This window comes from Pseudomonas flavescens, from assembly GCF_013408425.1.
Classification (GTDB): domain Bacteria; phylum Pseudomonadota; class Gammaproteobacteria; order Pseudomonadales; family Pseudomonadaceae; genus Aquipseudomonas; species Aquipseudomonas fulva_A.
The window spans coordinates 3,862,516-3,883,458 of sequence record NZ_JACBYV010000001.1 but is presented as its reverse complement, the minus strand read 5'-3'; the positions used below and the strand labels follow the sequence as shown (position 1 = coordinate 3,883,458).

Here is a 20,943-nt window from a genome sequence, read left to right as displayed (position 1 = left end):
CACCAAAACGCCGTCCGGCTCAGGTCGGGCGAAACGGTAACATCCAGGAGTAAACCCGTGGCAATTAAGCTCGAAGACAAGAAGGCCATCGTCGCTGAAGTCAACGAGGCTGCCCAAGTAGCTCTGTCCGCTGTCGTGGCTGATGCCCGTGGTGTGACAGTAAGCGCTATGACCGGACTCCGTAAAGAGGCCCGCGAAGCTGGCGTATACGTACGTGTTGTACGTAACACCCTGCTCAAGCGCGCCGTTGAAGGCACCGAGTATTCGGTTCTCAACGACGTGTTCAAAGGCCCGACCCTGATTGCATTCTCCAAGGAACATCCGGGCGCTGCTGCTCGTATTTTCAAAGAGTTCGCCAAGGGTCAGGACAAGTTCGAGATCAAGGCAGCTGCGTTCGAGGGCAAGTTCCTCGCAGCAAACGAGATCGACGTGTTGGCTTCCCTGCCAACTCGCGACGAAGCTATTGCGAAACTGATGAGCGTGATTCAAGGCGCTACCAGCAAGCTGGCTCGTACTCTGGCGGCCATTCGCGACCAAAAAGAAGCCACCGCTGCCTAAGGCATCGTGGTTCCTTTTCAACGTCATTTATTTTGATGGCCGCGTAGGCTGCCATTCACATACAGGATTTAAGTCATGTCTCTGACTAACGAACAAATCATCGAAGCAATTGGCCAGAAAACCGTTCTGGAAGTTGTTGAACTGATCAAGGCAATGGAAGACACCTTCGGCGTTACCGCCGCTGTTGCTGCCGCTGGCCCAGCTGCTGCTGCCGCTGTTGTCGAAGAGCAAACCGAGTTCAACGTCATCCTGACCGAAGCTGGCGAGAAGAAAGTGAACGTCATCAAGGCCGTTCGCGAACTGACCGGCCTGGGTCTGAAAGAAGCTAAAGCAGTTGTTGACGGCGCTCCTGGCGTGGTCAAAGAAGGCGTGTCGAAAGACGAAGCCGAAGCTGCCAAGAAAGCTCTGGAAGAAGCAGGCGCCAAAGTCGAGCTCAAGTAAGCGACGACCTTGCGTCTACAGCCCGCGCGACTCGCATAAGGCTGACGGCTGGTGGCTCTTGCCACCGGCCTTTTTCCGTTCTGACTCGGCTGTTCACTGGCCCAGGCTTGGAACGTGAAAGACCCACCAACGAGGTGGAGCAAACCTAGGGTTTGCACGAGTTTCTGGCTGCTCCCGTCGGAGAAGCCAAATAAGCAGGTGACCAAGCTGGGGAACGCTGATGGCTTACTCATACACTGAGAAAAAACGTATCCGCAAGGACTTTAGCAAGTTGCCGGATGTCATGGATGTGCCTTACCTCCTGGCCATCCAGCTGGATTCGTACCGCGAATTCCTGCAGCAAGGCGCGAGCAAGGAACAGTTCCGCGACATCGGCCTGCATGCGGCCTTCAAATCTGTATTCCCGATCATCAGCTACTCCGGCAACGCTGCTCTGGAATACGTCGGTTATCGCCTGGGCGAGCCGGCGTTCGACGTCAAGGAGTGCGTGCTGCGTGGCGTGACCTTCGCCGTCCCGCTGCGCGTGAAAGTGCGCCTGATCATTTTCGACAAAGAATCGTCGAACAAAGCGATCAAGGACATCAAGGAGCAGGAAGTGTACATGGGCGAAATTCCGCTCATGACCGAGAACGGTACCTTCGTCATCAACGGTACCGAGCGAGTGATCGTTTCCCAGCTGCACCGTTCCCCAGGTGTGTTCTTCGACCACGACCGTGGCAAGACTCACAGCTCGGGCAAGCTGCTGTACTCCGCGCGCATCATCCCTTACCGCGGTTCGTGGTTGGACTTCGAGTTCGATCCGAAGGACGCCGTATTCGTACGTATCGACCGTCGCCGCAAACTGCCGGCCTCGGTACTGCTGCGCGCGCTGGGCTACAGCACTGAAGAAGTGCTCGATGCCTTCTACACCACCAACGTTTTCCACGTGAAAGGCGAAGGCCTGAGCCTGGAGCTCGTACCGCAGCGCCTGCGCGGCGAGATCGCCAGCCAGGACATCCTGGACGGCAACGGCAAGGTGATCGTCGAGCAGGGCCGTCGTATTACCGCTCGCCACATCAATCAGTTGGACAAGGCTGGCATCAAGGAACTGGACGTACCGTTCGACTACCTGATCGGCCGCACCACCGCCAAGGCGATCGTGCACCCGGCTACCGGTGAAATTCTCAGCGAGTGCAACACCGAGCTGTCGGTCGAGCTGCTGGCCAAGATCGCCAAGGCTCAGGTCGTCCGCATCGAGACGCTGTACACCAACGACATCGACTGTGGTCCGTTTATCAGCGACACGCTGAAGATCGACAGCACCACCAATCAGCTCGAAGCGCTGGTCGAAATCTACCGCATGATGCGTCCTGGCGAGCCACCTACCAAGGATGCTGCCGAGACGTTGTTCAACAACCTGTTCTTCAGTGCCGAGCGTTACGACCTGTCCGCCGTAGGCCGCATGAAGTTCAACCGTCGTATCGGTCGTACCGAGATCGAAGGTTCGGGTGTGTTGAGCCGCGAAGACATCGTCGAAGTTCTCAAGACGCTGGTCGACATCCGTAACGGCAAAGGTATCGTCGATGACATCGACCACCTGGGTAACCGCCGTGTACGTTGCGTCGGCGAGATGGCCGAGAACCAGTTCCGCGTTGGCCTGGTGCGCGTCGAGCGTGCGGTCAAGGAACGTCTGTCGATGGCCGAAAGCGAAGGCCTGATGCCGCAGGATCTGATCAACGCCAAGCCGGTCGCGGCTGCGGTGAAGGAGTTCTTCGGTTCCAGCCAGCTGTCGCAGTTCATGGACCAGAACAACCCGCTCTCCGAGATCACCCACAAGCGCCGTGTTTCCGCACTCGGCCCGGGCGGTCTGACCCGTGAGCGCGCAGGCTTCGAAGTCCGTGACGTACACCCGACCCACTACGGCCGTGTGTGCCCGATCGAAACGCCGGAAGGCCCGAACATCGGTCTGATCAACTCCCTGGCAGCCTATGCCCGCACCAACCAGTACGGCTTCCTGGAAAGCCCGTACCGCGTCGTGCAGGAAGGCAAGGTCACCGACGAGATCGTGTTCCTGTCTGCCATCGAAGAGGCCGATCACGTTATCGCCCAGGCATCCGCGACCCTGAACGACAAGGGTCAGCTGATCGACGAGCTGGTGGCCGTGCGTCACCTCAACGAGTTCACCGTGAAGGCGCCGGAAGACGTCACGCTGATGGACGTATCGCCGAAGCAGGTCGTTTCCGTCGCTGCCTCGCTGATCCCGTTCCTCGAGCACGACGATGCCAACCGTGCACTCATGGGCTCGAACATGCAGCGTCAGGCTGTTCCGACCCTGCGTTCGGACAAGCCGCTGGTCGGTACCGGCATGGAGCGCAACGTCGCCCGTGACTCCGGCGTCTGCGTCGTGGCGCGTCGCGGTGGTGTGATCGACTCCGTCGATGCCAGCCGTATCGTGGTCCGCGTTGCCAACGATGAAGTCGAAACCGGTGAAGCCGGTGTGGACATCTACAACCTGACCAAATACACCCGCTCCAACCAGAACACCTGCATCAACCAGCGTCCGCTGGTGCAGAAAGGTGATGTGGTCGCGCGTGGCGACATCATGGCCGACGGCCCGTCCACCGACATGGGTGAGCTGGCACTGGGTCAGAACATGCGCGTCGCGTTCATGCCCTGGAACGGTTACAACTTCGAAGACTCCATCCTGCTCTCCGAGCGCGTGGTTCAGGAAGACCGCTTCACCACGATCCACATCCAGGAACTGACCTGTGTGGCACGTGACACCAAGCTCGGCCCAGAGGAAATCTCTGCGGACATCCCGAACGTGGGTGAAGCTGCACTGAACAAGCTCGACGAAGCCGGTATCGTCTACGTGGGCGCTGAAGTCGGCCCTGGCGACATTCTGGTCGGCAAGGTCACGCCGAAGGGCGAAACCCAGCTGACGCCGGAAGAGAAGCTGCTGCGCGCGATCTTCGGCGAGAAGGCCAGCGACGTTAAGGACACCTCCCTGCGCGTGCCGACCGGTACCAAAGGTACTGTCATCGACGTACAGGTCTTCACCCGTGACGGCGTCGAGCGCGATGCGCGTGCGCTGTCGATCGAGAAGAGCCAGCTGGACGAGATCCGCAAGGACCTGAACGAAGAGTTCCGCATCGTCGAAGGCGCGACCTTCGAGCGTCTGCGTGCCGCTCTGGTTGGCAAGGTCGCCGAAGGCGGCGCCGGCCTGAAGAAAGGTGCTGCGATCACTGACGAAGTGCTCGACGGTCTGGAGCGTGGCCAGTGGTTCAAGCTGCGCATGGCTGAAGACGCACTGAACGAGCAGTTGGAAAAGGCTCAGGCCTACATCTCCGACCGCCGTCAGCTGCTCGACGACAAGTTCGAAGACAAGAAGCGCAAGCTGCAGCAGGGCGATGACCTGGCTCCGGGCGTACTGAAGATCGTCAAGGTCTACCTGGCCATCCGCCGTCGCATCCAGCCGGGTGACAAGATGGCGGGTCGTCACGGTAACAAGGGTGTGGTCTCGGTGATCATGCCGGTCGAAGACATGCCGCATGACGTGCATGGCACGCCGGTCGACATCGTCCTCAACCCGCTCGGCGTACCGTCTCGTATGAACGTCGGTCAGATCCTCGAAACTCACCTCGGCCTCGCGGCCAAGGGCCTGGGCGAGAAGATCAACCTGATGCTCGAAGAGCAGCGCAAGATCGCTGATCTGCGCAAGTTCCTCAACGAGATCTACAACGAGATCGGTGGGCGTCAGGAGAACCTCGACGAGCTGAGCGATCAGGAAGTGCTGGCCCTGGCCAACAACCTGCGCAAAGGCGTGCCGATGGCTACCCCGGTGTTCGACGGTGCCAAGGAAAGCGAAATCAAGGCCATGCTGAAGCTGGCAGATCTGCCGGAAAGCGGCCAGATGCGCCTGATCGACGGCCGTACCGGCAACCAGTTCGAGCGCCCGACCACGGTCGGTTACATGTACATGCTGAAACTGAACCACCTGGTGGACGACAAGATGCACGCTCGTTCTACCGGTTCCTACAGCCTGGTTACCCAGCAGCCGCTGGGTGGTAAGGCGCAGTTCGGTGGTCAGCGCTTCGGGGAGATGGAGGTCTGGGCTCTGGAAGCTTACGGCGCCGCCTACACCCTGCAGGAAATGTTGACCGTCAAGTCGGACGACGTGAACGGCCGTACCAAGATGTACAAGAACATCGTGGATGGCGATCACCGCATGGAGCCGGGCATGCCCGAGTCCTTCAACGTGTTGATCAAAGAGATCCGTTCGCTCGGTATCGATATCGATCTGGAAACCGAATAACACGACGTGAATCGGCAGCGGGGCAATATGCCCGCTGCCTGCTCCGCCAGGAGGAAAGGCCTTGAAAGACCTACTGAATTTGCTGAAAAACCAGGGTCAAGTCGAAGAGTTCGATGCCATTCGCATCGGCCTTGCTTCGCCTGAGATGATCCGTTCGTGGTCGTTCGGTGAAGTTAAAAAGCCGGAAACCATCAACTACCGTACGTTCAAGCCTGAGCGTGACGGCCTGTTCTGCGCCAAGATCTTTGGCCCGGTAAAGGATTACGAGTGCCTGTGCGGTAAGTACAAGCGCCTCAAGCATCGTGGTGTGATCTGCGAGAAGTGCGGTGTTGAAGTCGCTCTGGCCAAGGTTCGTCGTGAGCGCATGGCGCACATCGAACTGGCATCTCCAGTTGCCCACATCTGGTTCCTGAAGTCCCTGCCGAGCCGTATCGGCCTGCTGATGGACATGACCCTGCGTGATATCGAGCGCGTTCTCTATTTCGAGAGCTACGTCGTTATCGATCCGGGCATGACCACCCTCGAGAAGGGGCAGCTGCTCAATGACGAGCAGTACTTCGAAGCGCTGGAAGAGTTCGGTGACGACTTCGACGCCCGTATGGGCGCAGAGGCCGTTCGCGAGCTGCTGCACGCTATCGACCTGGAGCACGAGATCGGCCGCCTGCGCGAAGAAATTCCGCAGACCAACTCGGAAACCAAGATCAAGAAGCTGTCCAAGCGTCTGAAGTTGATGGAAGCCTTCCAGGGTTCCGGCAACCTGCCAGAGTGGATGGTGCTGACCGTTCTGCCGGTTCTGCCGCCAGACCTGCGTCCGCTCGTTCCTCTGGATGGTGGTCGTTTCGCCACCTCCGACCTGAACGACCTGTATCGCCGTGTCATCAACCGTAACAACCGTCTGAAGCGTCTGCTCGACCTCTCGGCTCCCGACATCATCGTGCGCAACGAAAAGCGCATGCTGCAGGAAGCTGTCGACGCACTGCTCGACAACGGTCGTCGCGGTCGCGCCATCACCGGTTCGAACAAGCGTCCTCTGAAATCCCTGGCTGACATGATCAAGGGTAAGCAGGGTCGTTTCCGTCAGAACTTGCTCGGCAAGCGCGTCGACTACTCCGGCCGTTCGGTAATTACCGTTGGCCCGGCACTGCGTCTGCACCAGTGCGGTCTGCCGAAGAAGATGGCCCTTGAGCTGTTCAAGCCGTTCATTTTCGGCAAGCTGGAAATGCGTGGTCTGGCGACCACCATCAAGGCCGCCAAGAAGATGGTCGAGCGCGAGCTGCCAGAGGTGTGGGACGTTCTCGCCGAAGTGATTCGCGAACACCCCGTACTGCTCAACCGTGCACCGACTCTCCACCGTCTGGGCATTCAGGCGTTCGAGCCGGTACTGATCGAAGGTAAGGCCATCCAGCTGCACCCGCTGGTCTGCGCCGCGTACAACGCCGACTTCGACGGTGACCAGATGGCCGTTCACGTGCCGCTGACGCTGGAAGCCCAGCTCGAAGCGCGCGCGCTGATGATGTCGACCAACAACATCCTTTCGCCCGCCAACGGTGAGCCGATCATCGTTCCGTCCCAGGACGTTGTACTGGGTCTGTACTACATGACCCGTGAGGCCATCAACGCCAAAGGCGAAGGTCGCGTGTTCGCCGACCTGCAGGAAGTCGACCGCGTATTCCGCGCCGGCGAAGCGTCCCTGCACGCCCGTGTGAAAGTGCGTATCAACGAAGTCATCAAAGACCGTGACGGCACCATCACCAAGAACACCCGTATCGTCGACACCACTGTCGGCCGTGCGCTGCTGTTCCAGGTTGTGCCTGCTGGCCTGTCGTACGACGTGGTCAACCAGTCGATGAAGAAGAAGGCGATCTCCCGTCTGATCAACCAGTGCTACCGCACCGTTGGTCTGAAGGACACCGTGATCTTCGCTGACCAGCTGATGTACACCGGTTTCGCCTATTCGACCATTTCTGGTGTGTCGATCGGCGTGAACGACTTCGTCATTCCGGACGAGAAGGCGCGCATCATCGACGCCGCTACCGAGGAAGTGAAGGAAATCGAATCGCAGTACGCCTCCGGCCTGGTAACCCAGGGCGAGAAGTACAACAAGGTGATCGACCTCTGGTCGAAGGCCAACGATGAAGTCTCCAAGGCGATGATGTCGAACCTCTCGAAAGAGAAGGTCATCGACCGCGACGGCAACGAAGTCGATCAGGAGTCCTTCAACTCCATGTACATGATGGCCGACTCCGGTGCTCGTGGTTCCGCCGCGCAGATCCGTCAGCTGGCTGGTATGCGTGGTCTGATGGCCAAGCCGGACGGCTCGATCATCGAGACGCCGATCACCGCGAACTTCCGTGAAGGTCTGTCGGTACTGCAGTACTTCATCTCCACTCACGGTGCACGTAAAGGTCTGGCGGATACCGCACTGAAGACCGCGAACTCCGGTTACCTGACTCGTCGTCTCGTCGACGTAGCACAGGATCTGGTAGTGACCGAGATCGATTGCGGCACCGAGCAGGGTCTGTACATGACTCCGCACATCGAAGGCGGCGACGTGGTCGAGCCGCTCGGTGAGCGCGTTCTGGGTCGTGTCATTGCCCGTGACGTGTTCAAGCCTGGCACCGAAGAAGTCATCGTTCCGGCCGGTACCTTGGTCGACGAGCAGTGGGTCGAGTTCATCGAGCTGAACAGCATCGACGAAGTGGTCGTGCGTTCGCCGATCAGCTGTGAAACCCGCTACGGCATCTGCGCCAAGTGCTACGGTCGTGACCTGGCTCGTGGTCATCAGATCAACATCGGTGAAGCCGTCGGCGTCATCGCTGCACAGTCGATCGGTGAGCCGGGTACCCAGCTGACCATGCGTACGTTCCACATCGGTGGTGCGGCAAGCCGGACCTCGGCTGCCGACAGCGTCCAGGTGAAAAACGGCGGTGCGGTTCGTCTGCACAACCTGAAGCACGTCGAGCGTCTGGACGGCAACCTGATCGCGGTATCGCGTTCCGGTGAGCTGGCTATCGCCGACGAGTTCGGTCGTGAGCGCGAGCGCTACAAGCTGCCTTACGGTGCGGTCATCTCCGTCAAGGAAGGTGACAAGGTCGACGCTGGCGCCATCGTCGCCAAGTGGGACCCGCACACCCACCCGATCGTTACCGAGATGAAAGGTACCGTCACCTTCGTGGGTATGGAGGAAGGTATCACCATCAAGCGTCAGACCGACGAACTGACCGGTCTGACCAACATCGAAGTGCTCGATGCCAAGGACCGTCCGGCTGCCGGCAAGGACATCCGTCCGGCCGTTAAACTGGTCGATGCAAGTGGCAAGGATCTGATGCTGCCAGGTACTGACGTGCCGGCGCAGTACTTCCTGCCCGCCAACGCCCTGGTCGGTGTTGCCGACGGTGCGCAGGTTGCGGTCGGTGACGTTATCGCCCGTATCCCGCAGGAAACGTCGAAGACCCGTGACATCACCGGTGGTCTGCCGCGCGTTGCCGACCTGTTCGAAGCGCGTCGTCCGAAAGAAGCCTCGATTCTGGCTGAAATCAGCGGCACCATCGCGTTCGGTAAGGAGACCAAGGGCAAGCGCCGTCTGGTCATCACGCCGACCGATGGCAGCGATCCGTACGAAGAGCTGATCCCGAAATGGCGCCACCTGAACGTGTTCGAAGGTGAGCAGGTCAACAAGGGTGAAGTCATCTCCGACGGTCCGAGCGATCCGCACGACATCCTGCGTCTGCTGGGTGTGAGCGCGCTGGCCAAGTACATCGTCAACGAAATCCAGGACGTTTACCGTCTGCAAGGCGTGAAGATCAACGACAAGCACATCGAAACCATCCTGCGCCAGATGCTGCGCAAGGTCGAGATCGCCGAGTCGGGTGATTCCACCTTCATCAAAGGCGACCAGATGGAACTCACTCAGGTTCTGGGTGAGAACGAGCGCCTGGCCGAAGAAGACAAGTTCATCGCCAAGTACACTCGCGTTCTGCTGGGTATCACCAAGGCGTCGCTGTCCACCGAGTCGTTCATCTCGGCGGCATCCTTCCAGGAAACCACTCGCGTTCTCACCGAGGCAGCGGTTACTGGCAAGCGCGACTTCCTGCGTGGCCTGAAGGAAAACGTGGTCGTGGGTCGTCTGATCCCGGCTGGTACTGGCCTTGCTTACCACAGCGAGCGCAAACGTCGTCGCGAGGCTGACAAGCCTGTGCGTGTGAGCGCGAGCGAAGTGGAAGCAGCGCTGACCGAAGCGTTGAACTCCAGCGAAAATTGAGAACGTGCCCCGGCCGCCTGGCGGTTGGGGCTCGTGTCTTGACTGGGGGGGCTAGTCTCTTTAGACTCATGCACCCCTAAATATGGCAGGGCATAAGCCCTGCCATTTATTTATGGTGTAAATAAATAGCGTCGAAAGACGGACAGTGGAGCTAGTAGATGGCAACTATCAACCAGCTGGTGCGTCAGCCGCGCAAGCGTATCGTCGAGAAATCCGACGTACCTGCGCTGCAGAACTGCCCCCAGCGTCGTGGCGTATGCACTCGCGTGTATACCACCACGCCGAAAAAACCTAACTCGGCACTGCGTAAAGTTTGCCGTGTTCGCCTGACCAACGGTTTCGAGGTTTCCTCGTACATCGGTGGTGAAGGCCACAACCTGCAAGAGCACAGCGTCGTGCTGATCCGTGGCGGTCGTGTAAAAGACTTGCCAGGTGTGCGTTATCACACCGTTCGCGGCTCGCTGGACACCTCGGGTGTCAAAGGCCGTAACCAGGGTCGTTCGAAGTACGGTACCAAGCGTCCGAAGTGATCGGCCGTCGGTACTGAATGCAGTTTCTAATTTTATTGAGTCGATAAGAGTAAGGTCGGGCGTAACCAGATGGTTACAGTTCCGGGCTAACCTGAAGACCGTTTGAGGGCTTATCAAATGCCAAGACGTCGTGTAGCAGCCAAGCGCGAAGTGCTTGACGATCCAAAATACGGAAGCCAAATCCTGGCCAAGTTCATGAACCACGTGATGGAAAGCGGCAAGAAAGCCGTTGCCGAGCGTATCGTTTATGGCGCCCTGGACAAGGTTAAAGAGCGTAAGAACAGCGATCCCCTGGAAATCTTCGAGAAAGCTCTCGACGCCATCGCTCCGCTGGTCGAAGTGAAGTCGCGCCGTGTAGGCGGTGCTACTTACCAGGTTCCGGTCGAAGTTCGTCCGTCCCGTCGTAACGCCCTGGCCATGCGCTGGTTGGTGGATTTCGCCCGTAAGCGCGGCGAGAAATCCATGGCCCTGCGCTTGGCAGGTGAACTGTTGGATGCTGCAGAAGGCAAAGGTGCTGCAGTTAAGAAGCGTGAAGACGTGCACCGTATGGCTGAAGCCAACAAGGCTTTCTCGCACTACCGCTTCTAATTTTAGCGTCACTCAATTTGCGAGGGCTTTATGGCTCGTACTACACCGATTAATCGCTACCGTAACATCGGTATCGTGGCTCACGTGGATGCTGGTAAAACCACTACCACCGAGCGCGTCCTTTTTTACACCGGCAAAAGCCACAAAATGGGCGAGGTGCATGATGGCGCCGCGACCACAGACTGGATGGTGCAGGAGCAGGAGCGTGGTATTACCATCACTTCCGCTGCTATCACCGCCTTCTGGAAAGGCTCCGAGAAGCAGTACAAGGACGAGCACCGTTTCAACGTCATCGACACCCCGGGGCACGTAGACTTCACCATTGAAGTTGAGCGTTCCCTGCGCGTACTCGACGGCGCGGTCGTTGTGTTCTGCGGTACCTCGGGCGTTGAGCCTCAGTCGGAAACCGTATGGCGCCAAGCCAACAAGTACGGCGTTCCGCGTCTTGTTTACGTAAACAAGATGGACCGTGCCGGTGCTGACTTCCTGCGTGTCATCGGTCAGATCAAGCAGCGTCTGGGTCACACTCCGGTGCCGATCCAGCTGGCTATCGGTTCGGAAGACAACTTCCAGGGCCAGATCGACCTGATCAACATGCAAGCTGTGTACTGGAACGATTCCGACAAGGGTATGGTTCCTGTTCGCAAGGAAATCCCTGCCGAGTTGCTGGCAGACGCCGAAAAATGGCGCGGCAACATGGTCGAGGCTGCGGCCGAAGCCAACGAAGAGCTGATGAACAAGTACCTCGAAGGTGAAGAACTCACCAACGACGAAATCAAGCTCGCTCTGCGTCAGCGCACCATCGCTGGTGAGATCGTTCTGGCCGTTTGCGGTTCTTCCTTCAAGAACAAGGGCGTTCCCCTGGTTCTCGACGCCGTCATCGACTTCCTGCCGGCTCCTACCGACATTCCTGCTATCAAGGGCTCCAACCCTGATAACGAGGAAGAGGAAATGGAGCGTCACGCCGATGACAGCGAGCCGTTCTCGGCTCTGGCGTTCAAGATCGCTACCGACCCATTCGTGGGTACTCTGACCTTCGTCCGCGTTTACTCGGGCGTGTTGGCCTCCGGCGACGGCGTGATCAACTCGGTCAAGGGCAAGAAAGAGCGTGTGGGTCGTATGGTGCAGATGCACGCAAACGCCCGCGAAGAGATCAAAGAAGTGCGCGCTGGCGACATCGCTGCTCTGATCGGCATGAAGGACGTCACCACTGGTGAGACTCTGTGCAACGCTGACAAGCCAATCATCCTCGTTCGTATGGACTTCCCGGAGCCGGTTATTTCGGTTGCCGTAGAGCCCAAGACCAAGGACGACCAGGAAAAAATGGGTATCGCTCTGGGCAAGCTCGCTCAGGAAGACCCATCTTTCCGCGTCAAGACCGACGAAGAGACTGGTCAGACGATCATCTCCGGCATGGGCGAGTTGCACCTGGACATCCTGGTCGACCGTATGCGCCGCGAGTTCAACGTCGAAGCCAACATCGGCAAGCCTCAGGTTTCCTATCGTGAGCGCATCACGAAGAATTGCGAAATCGAAGGCAAGTTCGTGCGTCAGTCCGGTGGTCGTGGCCAGTTCGGCCATTGCTGGATCCGTTTTGCTCCTGCTGACGAAGGTCAGGAAGGTCTGCAATTCGTGAACGAGGTTGTGGGTGGTGTGGTTCCGAAGGAATACATCCCGGCTATCCAGAAAGGTATCGAAGAGCAGATGAAGAACGGCGTTGTCGCCGGCTATCCGCTGATCGGCCTGAAGGCTACCGTGTTCGATGGTTCCTACCACGACGTCGACTCCAACGAGATGGCGTTCAAGGTGGCGGCTTCCATGGCGACCAAGCAGCTGGCCCAGAAGGGCGGTGGTGAGTTGCTCGAGCCGATCATGGCGGTAGAAGTTGTTACCCCTGAAGATTACATGGGTGACGTGATGGGCGACCTCAACCGCCGTCGCGGCATGATCCTGGGTATGGAAGACACGATCTCCGGTAAGGTGATCCGTGCTGAAGTTCCGCTGGGTGAGATGTTCGGTTACGCAACCGACGTCCGTTCCATGTCTCAGGGTCGCGCAAGCTACTCCATGGAATTCAAGAAATACAACACAGCTCCGTCGCATATCGTCGAGTCTGTAACCAAAAAACAAGGCTGATTCAGCCCCTTTAAGCTAGGAGTTAATTGTCGTGGCTAAAGAAAAATTCGAACGTAACAAACCGCACGTCAACGTTGGCACCATCGGTCACGTTGACCACGGTAAAACCACTCTGACCGCTGCTCTGACCCGCGTCTGCTCCGAAGTATTCGGTTCGGCCAAGGTCGACTTCGACAAGATCGACAGCGCGCCGGAAGAGAAAGCTCGTGGTATCACCATCAACACTGCGCACGTTGAGTACGATTCCTCCGTACGTCACTACGCGCACGTTGACTGCCCGGGTCACGCTGACTACGTCAAGAACATGATCACCGGTGCTGCCCAGATGGACGGCGCTATCCTGGTTTGTTCGGCTGCCGATGGTCCGATGCCTCAGACTCGCGAGCACATCCTGCTGTCGCGTCAGGTAGGCGTTCCGTACATCGTCGTGTTCCTGAACAAGGCTGACATGGTTGATGACGCCGAGCTGCTGGAGCTGGTGGAAATGGAAGTGCGCGATCTGCTGAGCACTTACGACTTCCCGGGCGACGACACGCCGATCATCATCGGTTCCGCTCTGATGGCTCTGAACGGCCAGGACGACAACGAGATGGGCACCACTGCCGTCAAGAAGCTCGTCGAAACTCTGGACAGCTACATCCCGGAGCCGGTTCGTGCAATCGACCGTCCGTTCCTGATGCCGATCGAAGACGTATTCTCGATCTCCGGCCGTGGCACTGTAGTGACCGGTCGTGTAGAGCGCGGTATCGTCAAGATCCAGGAAGAAATCGAGATCGTTGGTCTGCGTGACACCACCAAGACCACCTGTACCGGTGTTGAGATGTTCCGCAAGCTGCTCGACGAAGGTCGTGCTGGTGAGAACTGCGGCGTTCTGCTGCGTGGCACCAAGCGTGATGACGTAGAGCGTGGTCAGGTACTGGCCAAGCCGGGCACCATCAAGCCGCACACCAAGTTCGAAGCTGAAGTGTACGTTCTGTCCAAAGAAGAAGGTGGCCGTCACACCCCGTTCTTCAAAGGCTACCGTCCTCAGTTCTACTTCCGTACCACTGACGTGACCGGTTCGTGCGAACTGCCGGAAGGCGTTGAGATGGTAATGCCGGGCGACAACATCAAAATGGTTGTCACCCTGATCAAGCCGATCGCCATGGAAGATGGCCTGCGCTTCGCAATTCGCGAAGGTGGTCGTACCGTTGGTGCTGGCGTGGTTGCCAAGATCGTCGAGTAATCGTCTGATCTGATTCAAAAAGAGCCCCCGCAATGCGGGGGCTTTTTTATGGGCGCTATCTTCATTGGTTATTTTCTAACCGGGTTGACACCCTCTAGGGTCGTCTATAGAATCACGCCTCCTTTTAACGGGCGTATTGCGCCCGTTGACAGGGACTCGCAGCTTGGAATCTGAGGTCAAAATGCAAAACCAACAAATCCGTATACGGTTGAAGGCTTTTGACCATCGCCTGATCGATCAATCAACCCAGGAAATCGTGGAAACCGCGAAACGTACTGGTGCTCAGGTGCGTGGTCCGATTCCTCTGCCAACTCGCAAAGAGCGGTTCACCGTTCTGACTTCGCCACACGTCAACAAAGACGCGCGCGATCAGTTCGAAATCCGTACTCATAAGCGCGTACTGGACATCGTCCAGCCAACGGATAAAACCGTTGATGCTCTTATGAAGCTCGATCTTGCGGCTGGCGTGGAAGTGCAGATCAGCCTCGGCTAAAACCTGGCGGTTTTAGTCGTGTAACGCTCTGAAATGGGCGGCCATAGCGGGTGAAAGCCCCGTACACTCATGAGGTTACAACATGACTATTGGTGTAGTCGGTCGTAAATGCGGCATGACCCGTATTTTCACCGAAGAAGGTGTCTCCATTCCGGTTACGGTCATCGAGATCGAACCGAATCGCGTCACCCAGTTTAAAACTGAAGAGTCCGATGGCTATCGCGCAGTGCAAGTCACTGTGGGTGAGCGTCGCGTTTCTCGTGTCAGCAAGGCTCAAGCCGGTCACTTCGCCAAGGCGAACGTCGCGGCAGGTCGTACCGTTCTGGAATTCCGTCTTGAAGAAGGCGACTACCAGGCTGGCGATCTGATCAACGCTGAAATCTTCCAAGCTGGTCAACTGGTCGACGTGACCGGTCAGTCCAAAGGTAAAGGCTTTGCCGGTACCATCAAGCGTTGGAACTTCCGCGGCCAAGACAATACCCACGGTAACTCCGTGTCCCACCGCGTTCCGGGTTCGATTGGCCAGTGCCAGACTCCGGGTCGTGTCTTCAAGGGCAAGAAAATGTCCGGTCACATGGGTGCTGAGCGCGTGACTGTGCAGTCCCTGGAAGTAGTGCGCGTGGATGCTGAACGCAACCTGCTGCTGGTCAAGGGTGCCGTTCCTGGCGCTACTGGCGGCAACCTGGTTGTACGTCCGGCTGCCAAGGCTCGCGGTTAAGGGGAAGCTGACATGCAATTAAATGTAAATGGCGCTCAAGCGATCGAAGTCTCTGATGCGACTTTCGGTGGCGACTACAACGAGACCCTGGTTCACCAAGCAGTCGTAGCCTACATGGCTGGCGGCCGTCAGGGCAGCAAACAGCAGAAGACTCGTTCCGACGTTTCCGGTGGCGGCAAGCGCCCGTGGCGTCAGAAGGGTACTGGCCGTGCGCGTGCTGGTACCACTCGTGGCCCGATCTGGCGTGGCGGTGGTGTGACCTTCGCAGCTCGTCCGCAGAACCATGATCAGAAGCTGAACAAGAAGATGTATCGCGCAGCGATCCGTTCGATTCTTGCTGAGCTGGTCCGTAGCGACCGTCTGGTAGTGGTCGAAGACTTCGCTGTCGAAGCTCCGAAAACCAAAGAACTGCTGGGCAAGCTGAACGACATGGGTCTGACTGACGTTCTGATCGTGTCCGATGCCGTTGATCAAAATCTGTACCTGGCTGCTCGCAACCTGCCACACGTCGACGTTCGTGACGTGCAGGGTTCCGATCCGGTCAGTCTGATCGCGTATGAAAAGGTGCTGGTCACCGTTTCTGCCGTGAAGAAATTCGAGGAGCTGCTGGGATGAACCAGGAACGCGTATTCAAAGTGCTGCTTGGCCCGCACATCTCCGAGAAGGCCACGACTCTGGCAGACAAGAAAAGCCAGTTCGTTTTCAAGGTTGCAACTGACGCAACCAAGCTGGAAATCAAGAAGGCCGTCGAAAGCCTGTTCAGCGTGAAGGTTCAGCATGTCACTACTCAGAACGTTCTGGGTAAGAGCAAGCGCACCGCTCGCGGTCTGGGCAAGCGTAACGACTGGAAGAAGGCGATCATCTCCCTTCAGCCAGGCCAGGATCTCGATTTCGCCACCAGCAGTGCTGAGTAAGGAAGGGGTGCATCATGGCAATCGTTAAATGCAAACCGACTTCCCCGGGCCGCCGTTTTGTGGTCAAGGTGGTCAATCAGGAGCTGCACAAAGGCGCTCCTCATGCTCCACTGCTCGAGAAGAAGTCGAAGACTGGCGGTCGTAACAACAACGGCCGTATCACTACCCGTCATATCGGTGGTGGTCACAAGCAGCACTATCGTCTGGTCGATTTCCGTCGCAACGACAAAGATGGCATTCCAGCCACTGTCGAGCGCGTTGAATATGACCCGAACCGTACCGCGCACATCGCTCTGCTGAAATATGCAGATGGTGAGCGTCGTTACATCATCGCACCGAAAGGTGTGAGCGCCGGCGATCAGCTGGTTGCTGGTTCGATGGCGCCGATCAAGGCTGGTAACAGCCTGCCGCTGCGTAACATTCCGGTTGGTTCGACCGTTCACGGTATCGAGCTGAAGCCGGGCAAAGGTGCTCAAATCGCTCGTTCCGCTGGTGCTTCGGCTCAGCTGATCGCTCGTGAAGGCGTCTACGTCACCCTGCGTCTGCGCAGCGGTGAAATGCGTAAAGTGCTGGCCGAATGCCGCGCGACCCTGGGTGAAGTCTCGAACTCCGAGCACAGCCTGCGTTCGCTGGGTAAAGCTGGTGCCAAACGCTGGCGTGGCGTTCGCCCGACCGTTCGTGGTGTTGCCATGAACCCGGTCGACCACCCACACGGTGGTGGTGAAGGTCGTACCTCTGGTGGTCGTCATCCGGTGTCTCCATGGGGCTTCCCGACTAAGGGCGCGAAGACTCGTGGTAACAAACGCACCGACAACATGATCGTCCGTCGTCGCAAGTAACTAGAGGGATACGACAGTGCCACGTTCTCTGAAAAAAGGTCCTTTTATCGATCTTCACCTACTGAAGAAGGTCGAAGTGGCAGCAGAAAAGAACGATCGCAAGCCGGTGAAAACCTGGTCGCGCCGTTCGATGATTCTGCCGCAGATGGTCGGTCTGACCATCGCCGTGCATAACGGTCGTCAACACGTCCCAGTTCTCGTGAACGAAGACATGGTCGGCCACAAACTGGGCGAATTTGCCGGCACCCGTACCTATCGTGGGCACGTGGCTGACAAGAAAGCCAAGCGTTAAGGGGTAAGGAAATGGAAGTAGCCGCTAAGTTGTCGGGCGCTCGCATCTCCGCCCAGAAAGCCCGCTTGGTCGCCGACCAGATTCGCGGGAAGAAGGTGGGCGAAGCGCTCAACCTGCTGGCTTTCAGCAGTAAGAAAGCCGCTGAAATCATCAAGAAAGTGCTGGAGTCGGCTGTAGCCAACGCCGAGCACAACGAAGGCGCAGACGTTGATGACCTGAAGGTCAGCACCGTTTTCGTCAACGAGGGGCGTTCGCTTAAGCGCATCATGCCGCGTGCCAAAGGCCGCGCTGATCGCATCGTCAAGCGGTCTTGCCATATCACTGTCAAGGTTGCGGACAAGTAACGGAGTCGATCAGATGGGTCAGAAAGTACATCCCACTGGCATACGCCTGGGAATCGTCAAGGAACACACCTCCGTCTGGTATGCAGACGGCCGGACTTATGCGGACTACCTGTTCGCTGATCTGAAGGTGCGTGCATATCTCCTCGACAAACTAAAAAGCGCGTCCGTAAGCCGTGTCGACATCGCTCGCCCGGCCCAAACCGCACGCATCACCATCCACACCGCTCGTCCAGGTATCGTTATCGGGAAGAAAGGTGAGGATGTTGAGAAGCTGCGTCAGGACCTGACCAAGCAAATGGGTGTGCCTGTGCACATCAATATCGAAGAGATCCGTAAACCGGAGCTCGACGGTATGCTGGTTGCGCAGAGCGTAGCTCAGCAGCTGGAGCGTCGTGTGATGTTCCGTCGCGCCATGAAGCGCGCTGTACAGAACGCCATGCGTATTGGTGCCAAGGGCATCAAAATCCAGGTGAGCGGTCGTCTTGGTGGTGCGGAAATCGCACGTACCGAATGGTATCGCGAAGGTCGTGTGCCGTTGCACACCCTGCGTGCCGATATCGACTATGCCACGTACGAAGCGCACACCACTTATGGTGTGATCGGTGTCAAGGTTTGGATCTTCAAAGGTGAGGTCATCGGTGGCCTCAAGGAAGAACTGAAACCGCAAGCACCTGCGCCTCGTAAAAAAGCTGCTAAGTAAGGGGTACGCCACATGTTGCAACCAAAGCGTACGAAGTTCCGCAAGCAGATGACCGGCCACAACCGTGGCTTGGCTCAACGCGGTAGCAAAGTCAGCTTCGGCGAGTTCGCGCTGAAGTCTGTTGCCCGCGGTCGTCTCACCGCCCGTCAGATCGAGTCCGCTCGTCGTGCTCTGACTCGTCACGTCAAGCGTGGCGGGAAGATCTGGATTCGCGTGTTCCCTGACAAGCCTGTTACCAAGAAGCCTCTCGAAGTGCGGATGGGTAAAGGGAAGGGTAGCGTCGAGTATTGGGTAGCCCAGATCCAGCCAGGCAAAGTCCTGTATGAGATCGAAGGCGTTTCCGAAGAGTTGGCGCGTGAGGCTTTCGCCCTGGCTGCTGCAAAGCTGCCGCTCGCCACCACTTTTGTTAAGCGGACGGTGATGTGATGAAAGCGAATGAACTTCGTGAAAAATCAGCACAGCAGCTGAACGAGCAACTGCTCGGCCTGCTGCGCGACCAGTTCAATCTGCGTATGCAGAAAGCAACTGGCCAGTTGGGGCAGTCTCACCTGCTCTCGCAAGTTAAACGCGACATCGCTCGTGTGAAAACTGTGCTCAACCAGCAGGCAGGTAAGTGATCATGGCTGAAGCCGAAAAAACAGTCCGTACGCTGACCGGCCGTGTTGTCAGCGACAAGATGGACAAGACCATCACCGTTCTGATCGAGCGTCGCGTTAAGCACCCGATCTACGGTAAATATGTCAAGCGTTCGACCAAGCTGCACGCTCACGACGAAACCAATCAGTGCAAGATCGGCGACAAAGTTTCGATTACCGAAACGCGTCCGCTGGCCAAGACCAAGTCTTGGGCGCTGGTTGAAGTTCTCGAACGCGCAGTGGAAGTCTAAGGGCTAGGGGTCGGAGAAATTATATGATTCAGACTCAATCCATGCTCGATGTGGCCGACAACAGTGGTGCACGCCGCGTCATGTGCATCAAGGTGCTGGGTGGCTCGCATCGCCGCTACGCTGGCATCGGCGACATCATCAAGGTCACCGTCAAAGAAGCAATTCCGCGCGGTAAAGTGAAGAAAGGTCAGGTCATGACCGCAGTGGTCGTTCGTACCCGTCACGGCGTTCGCCGTGCCGATGGTTCGATCATCCGCTTCGACGGCAACGCTGCTGTTCTGCTGAACAACAAGCAGGAGCCGATCGGTACCCGTATCTTCGGGCCAGTGACCCGTGAACTTCGTACTGAGAAGTTCATGAAGATCGTCTCGCTCGCCCCTGAAGTGCTTTAAGGAGATCCGACATGCAAAAGATTCGTCGTGACGACGAGATCATCGTGATCGCCGGCAAAGACAAAGGTAAGCGCGGTAAGGTGCTCAAGGTTCTCGCTGACGACCGTCTGGTCGTCGGTGGCATCAACCTGGTGAAGCGTCATACCAAGCCGAACCCGATGTCGGGCGTTCAAGGCGGTATCGTCGAGAAAGAAGCGCCACTGCACGCTTCCAACGTTGCCATTTTCAATGGCGAAACCAACAAGGCTGATCGCGTTGGTTTCAAAGTTGAAGACGGCAAGAAAATTCGTGTCTTCAAGTCCACCCAGAAGCCGGTTGGCGCTTGAGAATCATAGGTAAAACACCATGGCACGACTGAAAGAGATTTACCGGAAGGAAATCGCCCCCAAGCTGAAGGATGAACTGAAGCTTGGTAACGTGATGGAAGTTCCGCGCATCACCAAGATCACCCTGAACATGGGCCTGGGCGAAGCGATCGGTGACAAGAAAATCATCGAACACGCAGTTGCCGACCTCGAGAAGATCACCGGTCAGAAAGTCGTCGTGACTTATGCCCGCAAGTCGATCGCTGGTTTCAAGGTTCGTGAAGGCTGGCCGATCGGCGTCAAGGTCACTCTGCGTCGCGAGCGTATGTACGAGTTCCTGGATCGTCTGCTGTCCATCTCCCTGCCGCGCGTGCGTGACTTCCGCGGCCTGAATGCCAAGTCCTTCGATGGCCGTGGCAACTACAGCATGGGCGTGAAAGAGCAGATCATCTTCCCGGAAATCGATTACGACAAGATCGATGCGCTGCGTGGTCTGGACATCACTCTGACCACTACTGCCCGTACGGATGACGAAGGCCGCGCACTGCTGCGTGCTTTCAAATTCCCGTTCCGCAACTGATTGGAGTAGGAACATGGCCAAGACGAGCATGAAAAACCGCGAGCTGAAGCGTCAGCGCACGGTTGCCAAGTACGCCAAAAAGCGTGCTGAGCTGAAAGCTACCATCGTCAATCCGGAAACCTCTCCGGAAGCGCGTTGGGAAGCCCAGGTCGCACTGCAGAAGCAACCCCGTGATGCCAGCGCCTCGCGCCTGCGCAACCGCTGCCGTATCACTGGCCGCCCGCACGGTGTCTTCCGCAAGTTCGGTCTGTCGCGCATCAAGCTGCGTGAAGCAGCCATGCGTGGCGACGTACCAGGTCTGGTCAAGGCCAGCTGGTAAACCGCTGCGGCGAACGCCGGAGTTAGCTCCGGCGTACAAGCAATATGAATCAAGCCCCTTTTGGGGCTTGATTCATTTTTGATCAGTCTCTAGAATGCCCGGCTCGCCCGAGTCCGGATTTCCGTGAG

The 20,943-nt window shown here is 57.6% G+C and carries 23 protein-coding genes; all 23 read left to right on the top strand.

Features of this window, described 5'->3' with window-relative positions; genetic code table 11:
* The first annotated feature begins 57 nt into the window (after positions 1-57).
* The 23 genes from rplJ (at position 58) to rpsN (ending at position 20,815) form a co-directional block, all read left to right on the top strand.
* Positions 58-558, top strand: a complete 501-nt coding sequence (gene rplJ / locus FHR27_RS17430; RefSeq protein ID WP_042553195.1) for a 50S ribosomal protein L10 — start codon at positions 58-60, stop codon at positions 556-558.
* Positions 559-633: 75 nt separating this feature from the next.
* On the top strand, positions 634-999 hold the full coding sequence (gene rplL / locus FHR27_RS17425; protein ID WP_042553196.1) for a 50S ribosomal protein L7/L12: 366 nt from the start codon (positions 634-636) through the stop codon (positions 997-999).
* A gap of 220 nt (positions 1,000-1,219) precedes the next feature.
* A complete protein-coding gene (gene rpoB, locus FHR27_RS17420) occupies positions 1,220-5,293 on the top strand; it encodes a DNA-directed RNA polymerase subunit beta (RefSeq protein WP_042553197.1) in 4,074 nt (1,357 codons plus the stop codon).
* 61 nt (positions 5,294-5,354) lie between these two features.
* A complete protein-coding gene (gene rpoC, locus FHR27_RS17415) occupies positions 5,355-9,554 on the top strand; it encodes a DNA-directed RNA polymerase subunit beta' (RefSeq protein ID WP_042553198.1) in 4,200 nt (1,399 codons plus the stop codon).
* Between the two features lie 158 nt (positions 9,555-9,712).
* Positions 9,713-10,084: a 30S ribosomal protein S12 gene (gene rpsL, locus FHR27_RS17410; RefSeq protein ID WP_003186084.1), complete on the top strand. Its 372-nt coding sequence runs from the start codon at positions 9,713-9,715 to the stop codon at positions 10,082-10,084.
* A gap of 117 nt (positions 10,085-10,201) precedes the next feature.
* The gene (gene rpsG, locus FHR27_RS17405) at positions 10,202-10,672 is read left to right on the top strand and encodes a 30S ribosomal protein S7 (protein ID WP_010490886.1); all 471 of its coding nucleotides are present in this window, start codon (positions 10,202-10,204) and stop codon (positions 10,670-10,672) included.
* 30 nt (positions 10,673-10,702) lie between these two features.
* Positions 10,703-12,808 (top strand): elongation factor G, encoded by a 2,106-nt coding sequence (fusA, locus tag FHR27_RS17400; RefSeq protein WP_042553199.1) that lies wholly within the window; start codon positions 10,703-10,705, stop codon positions 12,806-12,808.
* Positions 12,809-12,839: 31 nt separating this feature from the next.
* Positions 12,840-14,033, top strand: a complete 1,194-nt coding sequence (gene tuf / locus FHR27_RS17395) for an elongation factor Tu (RefSeq protein ID WP_084307122.1) — start codon at positions 12,840-12,842, stop codon at positions 14,031-14,033.
* A gap of 181 nt (positions 14,034-14,214) precedes the next feature.
* Entirely contained in the window at positions 14,215-14,526 is a 312-nt protein-coding gene (gene rpsJ, locus FHR27_RS17390; protein ID WP_010486970.1) for a 30S ribosomal protein S10, read from the top strand.
* Positions 14,527-14,608: 82 nt separating this feature from the next.
* On the top strand, positions 14,609-15,244 hold the full coding sequence (gene rplC / locus FHR27_RS17385) for a 50S ribosomal protein L3 (protein ID WP_013789757.1): 636 nt from the start codon (positions 14,609-14,611) through the stop codon (positions 15,242-15,244).
* Between the two features lie 12 nt (positions 15,245-15,256).
* On the top strand, positions 15,257-15,859 hold the full coding sequence (gene rplD, locus FHR27_RS17380; protein WP_042552942.1) for a 50S ribosomal protein L4: 603 nt from the start codon (positions 15,257-15,259) through the stop codon (positions 15,857-15,859).
* A complete protein-coding gene (gene rplW, locus FHR27_RS17375) occupies positions 15,856-16,158 on the top strand; it encodes a 50S ribosomal protein L23 (protein WP_013789759.1) in 303 nt (100 codons plus the stop codon). Before rplD ends, rplW begins: the two co-directional genes overlap by 4 nt.
* Before the next feature lie 14 nt (positions 16,159-16,172).
* Positions 16,173-16,997 carry a 50S ribosomal protein L2 gene (rplB, locus tag FHR27_RS17370; RefSeq protein WP_042552941.1) on the top strand — a complete coding sequence of 275 codons (825 nt, stop codon included), beginning with the start codon at positions 16,173-16,175 and terminating at the stop codon, positions 16,995-16,997.
* A gap of 16 nt (positions 16,998-17,013) precedes the next feature.
* A complete protein-coding gene (rpsS, locus tag FHR27_RS17365) occupies positions 17,014-17,289 on the top strand; it encodes a 30S ribosomal protein S19 (RefSeq protein WP_013789761.1) in 276 nt (91 codons plus the stop codon).
* Between the two features lie 11 nt (positions 17,290-17,300).
* A complete protein-coding gene (rplV, locus tag FHR27_RS17360) occupies positions 17,301-17,633 on the top strand; it encodes a 50S ribosomal protein L22 (RefSeq protein WP_003210077.1) in 333 nt (110 codons plus the stop codon).
* Positions 17,634-17,646: 13 nt separating this feature from the next.
* Complete coding sequence (gene rpsC, locus FHR27_RS17355) at positions 17,647-18,333, top strand: 30S ribosomal protein S3 (RefSeq protein ID WP_042552940.1); 687 nt, start codon at positions 17,647-17,649, stop codon at positions 18,331-18,333.
* A 12-nt stretch (positions 18,334-18,345) separates the two neighbouring features.
* Entirely contained in the window at positions 18,346-18,759 is a 414-nt protein-coding gene (gene rplP, locus FHR27_RS17350) for a 50S ribosomal protein L16 (protein ID WP_042552939.1), read from the top strand.
* Positions 18,759-18,950 (top strand): 50S ribosomal protein L29, encoded by a 192-nt coding sequence (gene rpmC / locus FHR27_RS17345; RefSeq protein WP_002555481.1) that lies wholly within the window; start codon positions 18,759-18,761, stop codon positions 18,948-18,950. The genes rplP and rpmC overlap by 1 nt, the downstream gene beginning before the upstream one ends.
* A gap of 2 nt (positions 18,951-18,952) precedes the next feature.
* Positions 18,953-19,219 carry a 30S ribosomal protein S17 gene (gene rpsQ, locus FHR27_RS17340; RefSeq protein WP_023534981.1) on the top strand — a complete coding sequence of 89 codons (267 nt, stop codon included), beginning with the start codon at positions 18,953-18,955 and terminating at the stop codon, positions 19,217-19,219.
* A gap of 23 nt (positions 19,220-19,242) precedes the next feature.
* Positions 19,243-19,611: a 50S ribosomal protein L14 gene (gene rplN / locus FHR27_RS17335; RefSeq protein ID WP_002555479.1), complete on the top strand. Its 369-nt coding sequence runs from the start codon at positions 19,243-19,245 to the stop codon at positions 19,609-19,611.
* An 11-nt stretch (positions 19,612-19,622) separates the two neighbouring features.
* Positions 19,623-19,937, top strand: coding sequence for a 50S ribosomal protein L24 (rplX, locus tag FHR27_RS17330; RefSeq protein ID WP_042552938.1), 315 nt, complete (start codon positions 19,623-19,625; stop codon positions 19,935-19,937).
* 19 nt (positions 19,938-19,956) lie between these two features.
* Complete coding sequence (gene rplE, locus FHR27_RS17325) at positions 19,957-20,496, top strand: 50S ribosomal protein L5 (RefSeq protein ID WP_042552937.1); 540 nt, start codon at positions 19,957-19,959, stop codon at positions 20,494-20,496.
* 13 nt (positions 20,497-20,509) lie between these two features.
* Entirely contained in the window at positions 20,510-20,815 is a 306-nt protein-coding gene (gene rpsN, locus FHR27_RS17320; RefSeq protein WP_042552936.1) for a 30S ribosomal protein S14, read from the top strand.
* Positions 20,816-20,943 lie beyond the last annotated feature (128 nt).

What these genes read in the sequence shown, in the direction of transcription:
- rplL (WP_042553196.1), top strand. Translation starts at nt 634, where the DNA reads ATGTCTCTGACTAACGAACAAATCATCGAAGCAATTGGCCAGAAAACC.
- rpoB (WP_042553197.1), top strand. Translation starts at nt 1,220, where the DNA reads ATGGCTTACTCATACACTGAGAAAAAACGTATCCGCAAGGACTTTAGC.
- rpsL (WP_003186084.1), top strand. Translation starts at nt 9,713, where the DNA reads ATGGCAACTATCAACCAGCTGGTGCGTCAGCCGCGCAAGCGTATCGTC.
- rpsG (WP_010490886.1), top strand. Translation starts at nt 10,202, where the DNA reads ATGCCAAGACGTCGTGTAGCAGCCAAGCGCGAAGTGCTTGACGATCCA.
- fusA (WP_042553199.1), top strand. Translation starts at nt 10,703, where the DNA reads ATGGCTCGTACTACACCGATTAATCGCTACCGTAACATCGGTATCGTG.
- rpsJ (WP_010486970.1), top strand. Translation starts at nt 14,215, where the DNA reads ATGCAAAACCAACAAATCCGTATACGGTTGAAGGCTTTTGACCATCGC.
- rplC (WP_013789757.1), top strand. Translation starts at nt 14,609, where the DNA reads ATGACTATTGGTGTAGTCGGTCGTAAATGCGGCATGACCCGTATTTTC.
- rplD (WP_042552942.1), top strand. Translation starts at nt 15,257, where the DNA reads ATGCAATTAAATGTAAATGGCGCTCAAGCGATCGAAGTCTCTGATGCG.
- rplW (WP_013789759.1), top strand. Translation starts at nt 15,856, where the DNA reads ATGAACCAGGAACGCGTATTCAAAGTGCTGCTTGGCCCGCACATCTCC.
- rplB (WP_042552941.1), top strand. Translation starts at nt 16,173, where the DNA reads ATGGCAATCGTTAAATGCAAACCGACTTCCCCGGGCCGCCGTTTTGTG.
- rplV (WP_003210077.1), top strand. Translation starts at nt 17,301, where the DNA reads ATGGAAGTAGCCGCTAAGTTGTCGGGCGCTCGCATCTCCGCCCAGAAA.
- rpsC (WP_042552940.1), top strand. Translation starts at nt 17,647, where the DNA reads ATGGGTCAGAAAGTACATCCCACTGGCATACGCCTGGGAATCGTCAAG.
- rplP (WP_042552939.1), top strand. Translation starts at nt 18,346, where the DNA reads ATGTTGCAACCAAAGCGTACGAAGTTCCGCAAGCAGATGACCGGCCAC.
- rpmC (WP_002555481.1), top strand. Translation starts at nt 18,759, where the DNA reads ATGAAAGCGAATGAACTTCGTGAAAAATCAGCACAGCAGCTGAACGAG.
- rpsQ (WP_023534981.1), top strand. Translation starts at nt 18,953, where the DNA reads ATGGCTGAAGCCGAAAAAACAGTCCGTACGCTGACCGGCCGTGTTGTC.
- rplN (WP_002555479.1), top strand. Translation starts at nt 19,243, where the DNA reads ATGATTCAGACTCAATCCATGCTCGATGTGGCCGACAACAGTGGTGCA.
- rplX (WP_042552938.1), top strand. Translation starts at nt 19,623, where the DNA reads ATGCAAAAGATTCGTCGTGACGACGAGATCATCGTGATCGCCGGCAAA.
- rplE (WP_042552937.1), top strand. Translation starts at nt 19,957, where the DNA reads ATGGCACGACTGAAAGAGATTTACCGGAAGGAAATCGCCCCCAAGCTG.
- rpsN (WP_042552936.1), top strand. Translation starts at nt 20,510, where the DNA reads ATGGCCAAGACGAGCATGAAAAACCGCGAGCTGAAGCGTCAGCGCACG.